At 69.9% G+C, this 13769-nt stretch carries 13 protein-coding genes and 1 tRNA gene; 3 read left to right on the top strand and 11 right to left on the bottom strand.

The features are described 5' to 3' along the window. Window positions 1–48: 48 nt before the first annotated feature. Together AB0B90_RS03485 and AB0B90_RS03480 are read left to right on the top strand one after the other, a co-directional pair. The gene (locus AB0B90_RS03485) at window positions 49–918 is read left to right on the top strand and encodes an ABC transporter permease (protein ID WP_350944434.1); all 870 of its coding nucleotides are present in this window, start codon (window positions 49–51) and stop codon (window positions 916–918) included. Continuing rightward, complete coding sequence (locus tag AB0B90_RS03480) at window positions 915–2696, top strand: ABC transporter ATP-binding protein (RefSeq protein ID WP_362920570.1); 1782 nt, start codon at window positions 915–917, stop codon at window positions 2694–2696. The genes AB0B90_RS03485 and AB0B90_RS03480 overlap by 4 nt, the downstream gene beginning before the upstream one ends. 165 nt (window positions 2697–2861) lie before the next feature. On the opposite strand, the gene galK is transcribed toward AB0B90_RS03480, so the two are convergent. After that, window positions 2862–4040 (bottom strand): galactokinase, encoded by a 1179-nt coding sequence (gene galK, locus AB0B90_RS03475; protein ID WP_362920568.1) that lies wholly within the window; start codon window positions 4038–4040, stop codon window positions 2862–2864. A 161-nt stretch (window positions 4041–4201) separates the two neighbouring features. Between galK and AB0B90_RS03470 the strand changes: the two genes are divergently transcribed. Further along, window positions 4202–4275 (top strand) — tRNA-Ile (locus tag AB0B90_RS03470). A 142-nt stretch (window positions 4276–4417) separates the two neighbouring features. Here the strand turns inward: AB0B90_RS03470 and AB0B90_RS03465 are convergent. The 10 genes from AB0B90_RS03465 to AB0B90_RS03420 all read right to left on the bottom strand — a co-directional run bounded on the left by AB0B90_RS03465 (window position 4418) and on the right by AB0B90_RS03420 (window position 13749). Continuing rightward, window positions 4418–5824, bottom strand: coding sequence for a tyrosine-type recombinase/integrase (locus AB0B90_RS03465; protein WP_362920566.1), 1407 nt, complete (start codon window positions 5822–5824; stop codon window positions 4418–4420). Next, entirely contained in the window at window positions 5821–6012 is a 192-nt protein-coding gene (locus AB0B90_RS03460) for a helix-turn-helix domain-containing protein (RefSeq protein WP_362920564.1), read from the bottom strand. Before AB0B90_RS03460 ends, AB0B90_RS03465 begins: the two co-directional genes overlap by 4 nt. Before the next feature lie 341 nt (window positions 6013–6353). Further along, on the bottom strand, window positions 6354–7922 hold the full coding sequence (locus AB0B90_RS03455; RefSeq protein ID WP_362920562.1) for a hypothetical protein: 1569 nt from the start codon (window positions 7920–7922) through the stop codon (window positions 6354–6356). Then, entirely contained in the window at window positions 7919–8827 is a 909-nt protein-coding gene (locus tag AB0B90_RS03450) for a bifunctional DNA primase/polymerase (protein WP_362920560.1), read from the bottom strand. Before AB0B90_RS03450 ends, AB0B90_RS03455 begins: the two co-directional genes overlap by 4 nt. Window positions 8828–9099: 272 nt before the next feature. Then, the gene (locus tag AB0B90_RS03445) at window positions 9100–11364 is read right to left on the bottom strand and encodes a DNA translocase FtsK (protein WP_362920558.1); all 2265 of its coding nucleotides are present in this window, start codon (window positions 11362–11364) and stop codon (window positions 9100–9102) included. After that, window positions 11364–11750: a hypothetical protein gene (locus tag AB0B90_RS03440; protein WP_362920556.1), complete on the bottom strand. Its 387-nt coding sequence runs from the start codon at window positions 11748–11750 to the stop codon at window positions 11364–11366. Before AB0B90_RS03440 ends, AB0B90_RS03445 begins: the two co-directional genes overlap by 1 nt. Beyond that, the gene (locus AB0B90_RS03435) at window positions 11743–11985 is read right to left on the bottom strand and encodes a hypothetical protein (RefSeq protein WP_362920554.1); all 243 of its coding nucleotides are present in this window, start codon (window positions 11983–11985) and stop codon (window positions 11743–11745) included. Before AB0B90_RS03435 ends, AB0B90_RS03440 begins: the two co-directional genes overlap by 8 nt. Further along, on the bottom strand, window positions 11982–12239 hold the full coding sequence (locus tag AB0B90_RS03430; protein WP_362920552.1) for a hypothetical protein: 258 nt from the start codon (window positions 12237–12239) through the stop codon (window positions 11982–11984). The genes AB0B90_RS03435 and AB0B90_RS03430 overlap by 4 nt, the downstream gene beginning before the upstream one ends. Next, a complete protein-coding gene (locus AB0B90_RS03425; protein WP_362920550.1) occupies window positions 12239–12721 on the bottom strand; it encodes a transcriptional regulator in 483 nt (160 codons plus the stop codon). Before AB0B90_RS03425 ends, AB0B90_RS03430 begins: the two co-directional genes overlap by 1 nt. Continuing rightward, window positions 12718–13749, bottom strand: a complete 1032-nt coding sequence (locus AB0B90_RS03420; protein WP_362920548.1) for a hypothetical protein — start codon at window positions 13747–13749, stop codon at window positions 12718–12720. Before AB0B90_RS03420 ends, AB0B90_RS03425 begins: the two co-directional genes overlap by 4 nt. Window positions 13750–13769 lie beyond the last annotated feature (20 nt).

The following is a 13769-nucleotide window of genomic DNA, read 5'->3' as shown; positions in this document are numbered from 1 at the left end:
GGCCCCGCCGCGGGAGGCGCCCTCGCCGTACCACCCGAGGAGGAGCCGATGACGACGGTCACGGAGGTCCCGGGTGTCGCGACCGCCGCCCCGGCGCCGGCCAGGCGCGGGTACGGCCTCAGCGCGCCGCCGGTCGCACCGCTGCTGTTCCTGGCGGTCGCCGCCGTCGCCGCCGTGGCGCCGAGCCTGCTCACCGGCGTCGACCCGCTCGCCGCCGACCCGCTGCACGCGCTCGCCGGGCCGAGCGCCGAGCACTGGTTCGGCACCGACCACCTCGGCCGCGACGTGCTGTCGCGCGTCGTCCACGGCGCGGGACACTCGCTGAGCATCGGCGCCGCCGCCGTACTGCTCGCCGCGGGGGCCGGAACCCTGCTGGGCGTCCTGGCGGGACTGTCCCCCCGCTACGTCGACGAACTGCTCAGCCGCCTGTTCGACGTCGTGGCGACCTTCCCAGAACTGCTGCTCGCCCTGCTGGTCATCGCGATCACCGGCCCCGGCACCGGCAACGTGATCCTCGCGATCGGCATCGCGCAGATCCCCAACTACGCCCGGGTGATCCGCGCCCAGACGTTCGTGGTGCGCCGCTCCGGCTACGTCGAACAGGCGGTCACCTTCGGCCTGGCCAGACCGATACTGGTCGCCCGCCACGTACTGCCCAACGTGCTCGGCCCCCTGCCGGTGCTCGCCACGATCGGCATGGGCACCGCCATCATCGCCACCTCGGGGCTCAGCTTCCTCGGCATGGGCCCGCAGCCGCCCAGCCCGGAGTGGGGCTCGATGCTGTCCGAGGCCCGCGACTACCTGCGCGTCGCCTGGTGGAGCGTGCTCTTCCCCGGCCTCGCCGTCACCGGAACCGTCATCAGCCTGACGCTCGTCGGGCGCCGCCTGCAGCGCCGTTTCGAGGGGAGAAACCGATGAGCCTCATCGACGTCGAGGACCTGCGGGCCGGCTTCCCCAAGGCCGGAGTACAGGCCGTACGGGGGGTGAGCCTCTCGATCGAGGCGGGCGAGTGCGTGGCGATCGTCGGGGAGTCCGGCTCGGGCAAGAGCGTCACGGCGAGGACCCTGGTCGGGCTGGCCGGACCCGGCGCCGAGGTCACCGCCTCCCGGTTCGTGGTGAACGGCGGGGACGCGCTCCGCTTCGGCGCCCGCGACTGGCGACGGCTGCGCGGCCGGTTCGCGGGGCTCGTGCTCCAGGACGCGCTCACCTCGCTCGACCCGCTCCGTACCGTCGGCGACGAGATCGCCGAGGTGCTCACCACCCACGACGTCGTCCCCCGCACCGCCCGGAAGGCAAGGGTGATCGAACTGCTGGAGGCGGTCGGGGTCCCCGAACCCGAGGTGCGGGCCCGGCAGTACGCCCACCAGCTGTCCGGAGGGCTGCGCCAGCGCGCCCTGATCGCCTCCGCGATCGCCGCGAGCCCGCCGTTGATCATCGCCGACGAGCCGACGACCGCGCTCGACGTCACCGTGCAGGCCCAGATCCTGCGACTGCTCGCCGCCCGCAAGGCCGAGGGCACCGCGCTGCTCATGATCAGCCACGACCTCGCCGTGGTCTCCGCCGTCGCCGACCGCGTACTGGTGATGAAGGACGGCGTGATCGTCGAGGAGGGGGCGACGGGACGCGTGCTGTCCGAGCCCCGCCACGACTACACCAGGCTGCTGCTCGCCGCCGTCCCCTCCGCGGTCTCGCGAGGCACCCGCCTGTCGGCCATCGCCGCCGGGGGAATCGCGTTGCGCACCCCGCTGCCGGAGCGGACCGTCGACCACGCCGCGCCGATCCTGGCGGTCTCCGGGCTCTCGGCCGGGTACGGCTCGCGCACGGTGGTCGACGACGTCTCCTTCGAGGTCTATCCCGGTGAGACGCTCGGCATCGTGGGGGAGTCGGGGTCGGGCAAGACCACGGTCGCCCGGCTCGTCCTCGGACTGCTCGAACCCGCCTCGGGGGAGGTCCGGCTGGGCGGCGAGCCCTGGTCGGGGATCCGCGAGCGCGCCAGGCGTTCCCGCAGGTCCCGCATCCAGGTGATCTCCCAGAACCCGCTCGACTCCTTCGACCCCCGCTACACGGTCGGCCGCCTGGTCGCGGAACCCCTGCGCGGCGCCTTCCTCGAACGCGGCCCCTCGCGCGCCGTTCCTTTCCGGAACGGTTCCTCGCCCGGTGTCTCTTCCGGGGACGGCTTTCCTCGCGGTCGCTCTTCCCGGAACGGCTCAGCGCGCGGCGTTCCGACCGAGAACAGACCTTCGCGCGGCGTTCCTTTCCGGCACGGCTCCTCGCGAGAGGCCCTCTTCGACCGGGTGACCGAACTGCTGAACCGGGTCGGCCTCCCGGCGGACATCGCCGACCGGCACCCCCGGCGCCTGTCCGGAGGCCAGCGCCAGCGGGTGGCCATCGCGAGAGCCCTCGCCACCCGCCCCGACGTGCTCGTCTGCGACGAGCCGGTCTCCGCGCTGGACGTGTCGATCCAGGCCCAGGTGCTCGACCTGCTCGCGGAGATCCAGGCCGCCGACGGGACCGCGCTGATCTTCATCTCCCACGACCTCGGGGTGGTCCACCACGTCGCCGACCGGGTACTGGTCATGCGCGGCGGGCGGGTCGTGGAGGAGGGGCACGTGGATGAGGTGTTCTTCCTGCCCCGGCACGACTACACCCGCGAACTGCTCGGCGCGGTGCCCAAGCTGGTGTCGGCCGAGCCCTGACCCTCGGACCGCAGGCGCGGGGCAGGGCCGGCACCCACCGCGAGCGGGGCGAACCCGACCGATGAAGGTCGCGGACGCCGAGGGCAGGAGCGGCACTCACCGTGAGCCGGGTAGAACCGGCACCCCGGGCGCGACAGGTGATCCGGTACGTCGAGACGGATCGGATCAGAGCAGCCGACGGGCACCCTGGGCCGGGGTCGCCGGGTAGATGTCCGGTGCGGTCCAGCCGCGCTCGGCGTAGGCCCCGGTCACCGACTCCCGTACCGACTCCACCCGGTCGTCGGCGACCAGCGCGATCGCCGAGCCGCCGAACCCGCCCCCGGTCATCCGAGCCCCTCGTGCCCCGCCCCTGACCGCCGCCTCCACGGCCACGTCCAACTCGGCGCAGGACACCTCGAACTGGTCGCGCAGCGACAGATGAGAGGCGTTCAGCAGCGCACCGATCTCCCGTACCGCCCCGGCGCGCAGCAGCCCGATCACCGCCTCCACCCGGTGGTTCTCGGTCACCACGTGCTGGGTGCGCCTGCGCTCGTCGCCGCTCAGCTTCGCGAGGGCGCCCGCCAGATCCGTGACATCGCGCAGCGCGTCGACCCCCAGGCGCTTGGCGGCGTTCTCGCAGTCCTTGCGGCGGCGGGCGTACTGCCCGTCGGCGAGCTCGTGATGCACCCCGGTATTGATGATCAGCAGCTGCATGCCGTGACTCGCCAGGTCGAACGGGATGCTCCTGGTCCCCAGGGTCCGGCAGTCAAGGAACAGCGCCTTCCCCTCCTCGCCGAGGGCGGAGGCCGCCTGGTCCATGATCCCGCACGGCATGCCCACGAAGTCGTTCTCGGCCTTCTGGGCGGCCAGGGCGATCTCCATCCTGGTGAGGCCGAGCCCGTACAGCTCGTTCAGCGCCGTACCGATCACCACCTCCAGCGCCGCGCTCGACGACAGGCCCGCCCCCGGGGGGACGTCCCCGTCGATCACCACATCCGCCCCGCCGACCGGACGCCCCTGCCCTGCCCCCTGTCCCTCGTCTGTTTCCCGCCCCTGCCCTCGTCCTTGCTTCCGCTCCGCTTCGCCGAGCGCCCAGAACACCCCGGCCGCGTAGCGTGCCCAGCCCTCGGCCTCGTCGGGCGTCGCCAGCGTCACCGGCTCACCCGCCTGCAGCGACCGCAGCCTGATCACCCCGTCCTCGCGCGGCGACACCGCGGCGGTCACCCCCCACGGCAGCGCGAACGGCAGGACGAACCCGTCGTTGTAGTCGGTGTGCTCCCCGATCAGGTTGACCCGCCCGGGAGCGTGCCACACCCCGGCCGGCTCCATGCCGTACGAGTCCCTGAAAGCCCCAACAACGCGCATGATCCAACACTCCTCAACACGGCTCACCCGTAGGGTATCGATTCCATCGGAGCCGGGTTCCGTGCTCGTTCCCGCCGAAGGTCACATCTTGAACCCGTCCCGCCCGGCAGATGTGCGAACAGCCGCCACGTTTGGTTGAATGCCGCGTACGGCGTGCGCGAGGGGCGGTAGCTCAGCCGGTTAGAGCAGGGGACTCATAATCCCTGGGTCGCGGGTTCGAGTCCCGCCCGCCCTACCCTCCGTGACCACCTGAAAAGCGCCTCTGACCTGCGTGTTCGCACTCAGAGGCGCTTTTTCCGTGTCCGGCTGTCCACGGTTGTCGCTGACGGGTTCCGGATGGCTGTGCCGAATACGTGCCGAAGTTTCAGGGAAGATCGTCAGCCCTCGCCGAGCGCCTCGGAGATCCGGCGCTTGGCGGTCTCGTCCTGCCCGACGATGCACTTCGCGTAGATCTTCAACAGCACGTCGACGCTGTGTCCCGCCCATGCGGCGACCTGGGTAGGAGGCACCCCGGCGTTGAGCCAGGTGGACAGGCAGGCGTGTCGGAGGTCGTAGACGCGCTTGCCGAGCGGAGAGGCGTACTCGGCTTCGGTCAGCACACTGGCACGGGCCTTGTCCCACGCCCGCCGATAGGTGATGGTCGGCAGATCCCCGCCCTTGACCCCGGTGAACAGGCGGCCATCCTTGCCGGGCGGAAAGGAGGCCAGGTGGCAGCGAAGGAATCTGACCAGTTCGGGAGCACAAGGGGCGGTACGGCTCTCACCCTCGGCCCGGTGCTTGAGCTGGCGGCTCTCCCGCTGGGTGCCCTCATTGGTCCACTCCTTGCCGACGTCGGGAGCCGCCGTACGAAACCGCAGCTCTCCCCACGCGTCCGGCGACTCCTCCCGCTCCTTCGTCTCCTCGTTCCCTGTCGGTGCCGGGAGGATCACGTTCGTCGTCCGGAGGTCCACGGCCTCCTCGGGGCGGAGACCCGCGAAGTAGAGGACCGCGAAGAAGGCCACCAGCCGCGGTCCGCTGCGCTTCTGCGCCGCCACGGCGGCCAGAAGCGCTCGGGCCTGGGCGGGGTTGACGACGCAGTCGCGGTTGACCTCGTGCGAGCTCTTCGGGGCCTGCCACTTCAGCCCTTGAATCGGGTTCGCGGCCAGCAGCTTCAGCTCAACGGCGTAGTCCAGCGCGTTGAAGAGGATCGCCCGGTTCCGGCGCGCGGTGCTCGCCGCGGCGGGCTTGCCGTCGAGCTTGGAGGTCGCGACGTCCAGCATTCTCCGCATGGTCGCGGCCTCTTCGAGCATCGAAATGGGATGGGTGTTTCCCCTGAGCCATCCGAGGACGGGATCGTCTTCGACGGAACTGCTGTTCCTGTCCTTCGTGTTGAAGGCCCAACGTGTGAGGGCCTTCCGGATCTCCTTGTCGGACGGCTTGCCACGGCCGGCGGCGAGCATGACCGGGCTCGCCGCTGTGAGAGCCCGTGCGATGTCGCGCCGGTATCCGGCCGAGGCGCGCTTCCACTTCATGTCCACGTAGCCGGTGGCGAAGTCGTACCAGCTCATGTCGGGACGTTCCGTCCGGTTCCATGAGACGGGTTCGCCGGTGAGGAGGCTGAACGCTTCCCCCTTCCGTGCGGCGCTCTGCAGCTCGCCGCGGAAGGTGTCGGCTTGAGCGGCGTTCCGGAACGGCCTTTTCCAGGGCTTGTCCGCGGTCTTCCACCGCACGGTGTGAGTGACGAGCCGTGCACCCCGGTAGACCTCCGTTTTGTAGACGCGCACGTCGTAGGTGATGTTCTTCAAGCGCTGTCCTCTCGGGCGGCCAGCCAGTTTTCGTAGTCGGACAGGTAGATGCGCAGGTCACCGTTCGGGATGCGGAAGCACTTGGGGGCGCGGCCCTTCTGCCTCCACTCGTAGAAGGTGGACCGGTTGATGCCGAGGTCCTCGCAGATGTAGTCAACGGTGATCTTTTTGGCGTTGGCCCTGGGCATGGGCGTACCTCCTAGCGGTTTGGGCGATCAGTCGGTGGGTCGGCAGAGGTCGGGGAGAGTGCGCCGCCGCTGGGGAGGGCTGAAACATCTCCGCATCTCCACATCTCCGCAAAAGGGCCTGTGAGCTGGGCGAATGGCTGCGGAGACAGAGCGTTTCCGGAGATGGCCATCTCCGGAAACGCGGGCTATCTCCACAGAGGCGGGGGAGATGCGGAGATGGAAGGTGGCCGATCGCTGCCATCTCCGCATGAGTTTGTGCTGGTAGAAGGTCGGTTCGCGGGGATGCGGAGATGCGGGGATGTTTCAGCGCTTCTCCAGGTCGCTCTGGCCGAGCGGTCGGCTCAGGCATGGTGCTCGACCCAGAAGACGTTGCGGTCGCCGCGGTCGTTCTTGGCCGCGCGGATCACGTAGTCACCGCGCCATCGGCCGATCTGTCCGGTCAGCAGCCGCCCCAGGCCGAGGGCGTTGGGCAGGCGGCCGGTGGCGGTGGTGATGAACTGGCCGTCCCAGCTGTCGTGCTCGTCGAAGCCGATCCGGGAGGGTTCACCGGAGCGCCGCAACTCGGCGGCGGTCATGCGCTGCGAGCCGTGCAGACTGTGCCAGCAGGACAGGAACGCCCGCCAGCGGGACTCGTCCTCGTCGATGTCGCGGATGTCGGCGGCGTTGGCCAGGAACCCGTCAACGTGGTGATGGGCGAGGAATCCGCCGAGGGACTGTGCCCAGGGGGTGAACTGGCGCATCGACACCGTGGCCGCTCGGGGGGCGCCGTGGCCGGTCCAGTCCAGGACCAGGATGAGCAGGTGCCACAGGACGGTGAGTTGGTTGGCCGGGACGGTGATCCACTGGTCCAGGTGCGGGATGCCGAACCGGGACTGGTCACGCTGCTCGGGGCGGGGCATGTTCGGGTCCAGGTGGACGCGCACCGTACGCGAGGCCATGTCGCCGCCGACCTGGAGGTTGTTGCCGGTGGCCATCCACAGCCGGTCGTTGACGACTGCGATGTTGCGCGAGGCGCCCAGCTGGCGGTCCGACCAGACGCCGGCCGTGACGAGCAGGGCGAGGGTGGGGGAGTCGATGACGGTGCCCTCGGCGAGGTTGTCCCACACCACCACCCCGACCTGCTCGGCGAGCACGGCGGTGATGCTCTTGCGCAGCTCTTCCTCGGCGTAGGCCCAGGGCATCACCCGCTGGCCGTACAGCATGCCGGGGCCACCGGTGAGGATGCTCTTGCCGCTGGCGGGCATGGTCGCGTCGATCAGCGCGAACGGGGTGAGACTGCGGGTGTAGTGCCGAAGGATCGGCGTGGCCAGCAGCGCCAGATAGTTGGTTCGGTCGGCAGCGCTGGCCCAGGGGAAATCCCGGAGAAACCGGTTCAGCAGGAAGTCTCGGGCGGCATGCACCTGTTCGGTGGTCGGTCGCTCCGGCACCGGCGGTAGCGCGACCTTCGCGGCGAGGTACAGGCCGGTGGCGGGGTCGTAGCCGGGGCGTTGCAACAGGGTGCCGTCTCGGCGCAGCACTGGAGCGCCGATCACACCGCGCAGCGTCGACACCCCGGGCCAGGTCTTGCCCGCCAGGACGGAGGAGAGGATCTCCCGGGGCGGGGTGACCTCTTCCTCCACCAGCTCCATCCCGCTTCCGCCGTCGCTCTTGCGAGAGCGCATCCGGTAGACGTAGGCGTGCTCGGCCAGCAGTCCGGCCAGCGTGGCGGGCGTGAGCGGGCTGGCGGTGACCGGCAGGGGCGAGTCCTCGTCGGCGGCGGGGCTGATCTGCCCGCCGGAGATGGTCTCCATGTGCACCAGGGCACCACCGGAGACGTAGGTGTCGGGCAACAACTCCTCGACCAGAGCGGCCTTGAGGACGCGGATGGTCTCAGGCCCGGAGCCGACCTGCACACGTGTCGAGATGTTCACGCGGGCACGCTCCGGGGCCGGTTGGCGCCGTTGCGAAACCCGGACCTGATGGTTCGGCGGGCCGCCGCCTCGGGATGGCCCGCGCGTACGGCGGCTTGGGCCAGAAGGGTCTCGGTGATGACGGCGTCCAGGGCGCCGCCGGCGACGAGTTGCCCGAGCGCGACCGACGCGCCCCAGAGCGTGGTGTTCAAGCTCCCCTCGGGGGCGGCGGCGATGGCTTCCAGGCTGGCCCGGGTCGCGGTGTCCAGGTAGGAATCGCGGCGGCCGGGGCCAAGGTCGACCACGACGGGCCGCGGTGGCGGCAGTGGCGCCGGACGCAGCCGCTCGGCCAGCCAGCCGGGCAGCGGCGCCGCGTCGGGGGTGTGGATCGCCTCGTAGGCGCCGGTACCGTCCGGCAGGTCCACGAAGCTGCCGGGGCCGACCACGTACCCGCCGACGCCACGGGTGTCGATCCGCCAGCCGAGCCCGAGGCCCTGGTCGCCGGAGGTGTTGGCCAGAGCCGCGTCGTCGGGGGCGGTGAAGTACAGGTGCAGACCACCGCGCCGGGTACGGACCTGGAAGGTCTCCAGCGGCACCGGCTGCCCGGCCTCCTCACACAGCAGAGCGAAGACGTCGGCACCGTCGTTGACGCCGGGTCGCTTCCACCGCTCGGGAACCTGTTCGCCGGGCTTGGGCAGGTCGAGGTCCACCACCACCAGGCGCGACGGGCCACAGGCGATGCCGATGTTGAGCGGCTGGCGTGCCCAGATCCGGCGAATCACCTCGGGATCGACGGTGGCGTGCTGCTTCCACCGGAAACCGGTCAGCGGCACCTTGTCGCCGATCGCGACAGGAAAGACGTGCCAGTTGCGGGCGGCAGCGGCCAGCGCGTAGCGAAGCCGGTCAGATTGATCAGCAGATGGCATTGGTGTTCTTCTCCGTGGGACGGTGCAGGCCGCGAAACGGGCGCATGACCTTCGAGCCGTTGGCACGTTGGATCAGGACGTCGTGGGGCGCGCGGGTACGCGCACGGCTGCGCGTGGGATGCACGCGCGAAAGTTTTTGATCTTGCTGCCAGGGGTGCCAGACCAGGTGCCGGAGAGGGGGCCAGGAGGGGTGCCAGAAATCCTGGCACCCGCTCTGACCTGTAACTCCCCCCCGGCCCCCGTCTGGCAGCCACCAAGGGGTGCCAGACGATCTACGGGAGTTTCGGGCGCTCCGTCATCAGGTAGCGCTGCACCTCGTCGTCATAGCCGCTCAAGACCCCGGCATCGACCAGCCGCTTGAGCCGGTCCTGAACCCAGGCGCGAGAGATGTCCGTCTGCTCCCACAGCGGCTTCAGCGCGCCTGAGGAGAAGTCCCGGGCGCCGTCATCCCACAGAGCGTGCAGGAGCTCCATCAGCGCGGCTCCCCGCTCCTCAGCGGTCATTTTGCGATCCGGCGCCGCGAACTTCCATGGAGGCTCTCCCTCGTCGAGGTCAGGGATCTCGTCATCAAGCCCGGCCTGGACGGTCGGGTCCGGGTCGCTGATGGTCTGGTATTCGGCCGCCACGGCCTCCATGCCCTCGTCATCCACGCCATCGGCCTCGGAGGGGTGTTCGTCGCGGATCGCCGCCAGCACTTCCCTCAGTTCCTCGACCTGCCGAAGCACCGCCGGCGCCTTACCCTCCCGAGGCGGGCCGAGCACATCGCGTCGCCGCAGTTCGGCGATCAGCTCCTGGGCCTGGGCGAAGGGAATCCGGAGCTTGCGCTGCAACATCGAAGCCGACCCCAGCTGCGTGGTGACGACCAACTCGGCCGCCTGCGCGAGCAGCTCGACATCAACCGGTGCCGTCTCCAGAACCGGTAGCGGGGCAGGCGAGGCCAGAGCGGAGGCGTCCAGCCGGGCCAGCGCCGCGGTTCCGGCGTCGACCTTCTTGTACGCGGCCGGATAGGCGGCGGCGTGCGCGGCCAAAGCGGCGTTGGCCCGTTCGTCGTCGAAGGTTCCGCCGGCCATACCCCACGCGTAGGTGCGCAGCGGCATCGCGATCCGCTCATCCGGGATCGACGGCGCGTCCAGGTAGGCCATGCCGGGCTGCTTGTTGCTCCAGAGCTCGGGGCGGCATCCGGCGTCGTCCTGGGCCTCCGACAGACCGAACGACGCGTCCGCGCTGCTGTCGACACCGAAGCACATCTTCGCGAGCTGACCGCGGGCGATGGTCGGCATCTGGGTGTAGTCCGAGCGCTGAAGGCTCAGCACGACGGTCCCGCCCGCCGACCGGATCGCCTTGACCAGGCTCAGGAACCGCTCCTGCTCCTTGTCGGTGAGCGCGTCGAAAATGTCGGGGAACTCCTCCAGCCACAGAATCCAGTAGGTCAGGCCGCAGCCTTCCTTCCACTTCTGCAGCCTCTTGGCGGCCAGTTGGTCGGTGCGCTTCTTGACCTGGGACTGCATCTCGTTCAGCAGGGCTCTGGCGCCCTCCTTGGTGGTCTCCAGCCGGTGCAGCGCCGGCCGCAGAGGGCCCAGCGTCTGGTCTCCCTTGGTGATGTCGATCGCGAACACCGCCACGTCGACCCGGCTGACAGCCTCGGCCAGGAAGTTCCACGCCCCGCCGATCGACTTGCCGCTGCCGGTCTTGCCCATGACCTGCACGTGGTGGCCGACGATGACGTACTCGATCTGGTCGAGGTCTTGCCACAGGCCGATCCGGATCGGGTCGGTGATCGAGGCGCCCGGCCGGGACGGGCCCGGCCAGGGGATCGGGTTCTTCATCACCCGAGGGTCGGAGATCACGACCTTGGCCTTGCTGGCGTCGTCGGGGTCGATCGAGGTGGTGATGGACCCGGGCGGCAGGCCGATGCCCGACTCGACGTAAGGGAGCTTCTTCTGCAGGTCGTCAGCGGTCTGGCGGCCCTGCTCCAGCTGCACCGCGCCCTCGACCTTGTGCTCGGTCGCCTTCGTCGTCCTCGCCTCGATCGCGGGCATGCCCGCGGCGGTCGCGCCCTGACCGAACAGGAACTTCAGCGGGTCGTTGACCGCGCCTTGCACGTCGATCTGCTTTTGCCGGATCACGGTGCGGATGTTGAACGACAAGGCCATGGACACCCCGCCGATCAGGATGAGACGCCCGGTCACCATCGAAGTGGGGCCGTTGATCGTGGCCGCGCACACCCACAGACCGCCGGCCAGGGTGGTCAGCGTGGTGTGCAGGCGCCCGACGGTGCTGCGAGCGTGCGACTGGTTCCAGGTCAGACCGGTCAGGCCCATCACGCACACCGTGATCAGAGCGGTGGTCCACGCCACGACCTTCGGGTCATCGGACCGCAGGATCGTGTGGAAGGCCGAGCCGATCCCGAACAGCAGCGCCGCGACGGCCCACGGGGGGAAGTACAACAAGGCCTTGGAGACCTCGCGGGTGGCGACCTGCTCCCACGAGGAGGCGTCCGGCGGTGCAGGCGCTACGACCTGCTTGGTGGCGGCCATCAGACATCGTTCCAATTGAACTCGGGCTTACGGCTGGACGGTTTGGCGGGAGGGATGATGTCGATGAACTCCTTGCGGAACTGGGCGTGGAACTTCACCAGCTCGATGCCGCTGGCCTTCTGCAGTTCCGCGGCCCGCTTCAGGCGCCGCACCACCCGACGGGCGCGCAACCGCACGTCCGGAGCGCCGAACACCGACAAGACGGCGTGGCCCTTGAACGAGCGGATCAGGACGGCGTACAGCTCGTCGCTGCCCAGGTTGAACTCCTCACCCAGATCACGGCTCAGGTCACGACCGACCTTGGCGTACTGGGTGACCGAGACCGGGCCGCCCCACGGGATGTTGGACAGTTCGGGGATGCGGCTCTTGCCGGACTTCTCAGTCATGACTTTCCTTCCAGGTCTCCCGGACCGCATCGCATAGCCGGCCGGAGATGTAGCCGATACGGCGGGTGCCGAAGGTGGCGGCCAGCAGTGCGTCGATCGCGCTCACCAGCAGAATCAGGGTGTGGCCGAGCACCGCACCGGCCAGGAGCAGCCAGGCGATGGCGACGCAGACCAGGCCTCGGGCCCGCTCGGACAGCGGGCGCCGGGAGGTGGTGACGACGTAGATGGTCTTCATGAGCGGGCCTTGGTGCGGGTCACCTGCACGCCGAAGCGGTGGCCCAGGCGGATCAGCATCCGCCGGGCCGACAGGGTCACCACCACCCCGATGGCGAACCCCGCTCCCAGAACGGCCCAGGCGGGCAATTGACTGAGGCGGCCGATCGCCAGCGCTGCGGCCCACACGACGAAAACCAGGCCGATCAGCGTTCCCCATTCGCTCTTCTTGGGCTTTCGACGCGACGGTCGGCGCGCGGTGCTCCGGGAGGCCATCACGCACCTCCAGCGACGACCAGGGCAGTCACGAAGAGCCACGCGACGTGCCAGGACTGATCGAGGGAATAGGCGCCGGTGCCGGTCGGAGCCGTGAGCCGGTCGCCAAGGGCGTAGAACCCGCTCTTCTTGAGCCGCTTGGCCAGGAGTTCGAGGGTGACCTTCGTAGTGCGGCCTTCGTGACCGGCGGCTCGGTCGGCCCAGTAGTGGGAGGCCGCATCGATCAGCAGCCCGGCGAGCAGGTGCGTTCCGTCCAGGCGCAGGCCGGTCACGAGCATGACCAGGGCGACGGCGACGACCTTCGTGATGGTCAAGGTGGCGACGTGCTTGGCGCAGGCGATCCGCCCGGCCCAACCGGGGGCACCCTTCGCGCACGCCTGGCCGTGCGTCTGCACCCAGTGGTCGCCCACCGAATGCGCGGCGAGGAGAGCGCCGAATGTCGCGGCGAATGTCGCGAGGGAGGCGAGAGTCTCGACGGTCATCGGTACTCCTCGTCGATCGCGGAGTTCCAGCCGCCGCCCTCGGCGAGCCGGTCACGGACGGCCTGAGCGGTGGCCATGCGACAGCTCAAGGCGTCACGGATCTTCTTCACGCCGGGCTCTTCAGGCAGCTCTCCGGTAGCGATCAGGTGCCGGATTCTGGCCGCCTTCGCCTCGACGTCCGCGACCCCGGTAAGGGGGGTACCGGAAGGGTTACCGGAGTCGGCGTTTTCCCTGTACCGAGCGGCGGTAAGGGGGGTACCCGACAGGCCGAGATCGAGCCTCGTGAACGCGGCCAGGATGATCGGCAGAGCGGTCACGATCGCGACCGCGACCACAGGGCCGAGAATGTGCAGCACAAGCCGGGAGAAGGAGAACTCCTCCCCGCTGGGGAGCGACCAGGGCAGGTAGGGCCAGGCGTTCATGCCGAGCGTCAGTCCGAGGAACAGCCACTCGATCCGGATCAGCACCCGGGACTCGATGGGCTGGCCGAGGGTGGCCAGGTAGGCGCGGGCGCCGACGACCACGAGCAGGGCGAGGGACATGAACGGCTCGACCAGCCAGGCGAACACCCAGCCGGGCGCCCCCTTCTCGGCGCCCTCGGCGGCGAACGCGTGGACGCCGGCGGTGGACCAGCCGAGCGCGAGCGCCAGTGCGACCATGGCGACGGCGACGAGAAGGCGCCGCATCCGGGTGACCTGCCAGGCGCGGGTGGCCGGGTCCTGGGCGAGCGCGTGCAGCCGGGCGGCCTGCCAGGCGGCTCGGCGCCGCTTGCGGACCCTGGCCGTGTCGAGCATGAGCGGCGCGTCGTCGTCCTGGAGTTCGGCGAGCAGGTGCGCCTCGGCGACCTCGGCGCGCAGCTGGCGGACGCGCTTGGTCTCGCCGTCGGCCTCCAGGTGCTCGCGGGGCGCTGGTAGTGCGCTGGGCGCGTGCTCGGCGAGGTGGCTTTCCAGCGCGGCGAGACCGCGACTGATGTCTTGCCGGCTGGGCTCGCTTGGCGGATCGGGCGATGGCGTGGAAGTCTGAGACATGATCCTTCTCCTGCTTCTGT

Source organism: Streptosporangium sp. NPDC049078 (assembly GCF_040648855.1).
Classification (GTDB): domain Bacteria; phylum Actinomycetota; class Actinomycetes; order Streptosporangiales; family Streptosporangiaceae; genus Streptosporangium.
The sequence above is the reverse complement of the archived record's forward strand: the minus strand, read 5'-3'. Positions and strand labels throughout refer to the sequence as shown.

What these genes read in the sequence shown, in the direction of transcription:
- AB0B90_RS03485 (WP_350944434.1), top strand. Translation starts at nt 49, where the DNA reads ATGACGACGGTCACGGAGGTCCCGGGTGTCGCGACCGCCGCCCCGGCG.
- AB0B90_RS03480 (WP_362920570.1), top strand. Translation starts at nt 915, where the DNA reads ATGAGCCTCATCGACGTCGAGGACCTGCGGGCCGGCTTCCCCAAGGCC.
- galK (WP_362920568.1), bottom strand. Translation starts at nt 4,040, where the DNA reads ATGCGCGTTGTTGGGGCTTTCAGGGACTCGTACGGCATGGAGCCGGCC.
- AB0B90_RS03460 (WP_362920564.1), bottom strand. Translation starts at nt 6,012, where the DNA reads ATGCCCAGGGCCAACGCCAAAAAGATCACCGTTGACTACATCTGCGAG.
- AB0B90_RS03450 (WP_362920560.1), bottom strand. Translation starts at nt 8,827, where the DNA reads ATGCCATCTGCTGATCAATCTGACCGGCTTCGCTACGCGCTGGCCGCT.
- AB0B90_RS03445 (WP_362920558.1), bottom strand. Translation starts at nt 11,364, where the DNA reads ATGGCCGCCACCAAGCAGGTCGTAGCGCCTGCACCGCCGGACGCCTCC.
- AB0B90_RS03440 (WP_362920556.1), bottom strand. Translation starts at nt 11,750, where the DNA reads ATGACTGAGAAGTCCGGCAAGAGCCGCATCCCCGAACTGTCCAACATC.
- AB0B90_RS03435 (WP_362920554.1), bottom strand. Translation starts at nt 11,985, where the DNA reads ATGAAGACCATCTACGTCGTCACCACCTCCCGGCGCCCGCTGTCCGAG.
- AB0B90_RS03430 (WP_362920552.1), bottom strand. Translation starts at nt 12,239, where the DNA reads ATGGCCTCCCGGAGCACCGCGCGCCGACCGTCGCGTCGAAAGCCCAAG.
- AB0B90_RS03425 (WP_362920550.1), bottom strand. Translation starts at nt 12,721, where the DNA reads ATGACCGTCGAGACTCTCGCCTCCCTCGCGACATTCGCCGCGACATTC.
- AB0B90_RS03420 (WP_362920548.1), bottom strand. Translation starts at nt 13,749, where the DNA reads ATGTCTCAGACTTCCACGCCATCGCCCGATCCGCCAAGCGAGCCCAGC.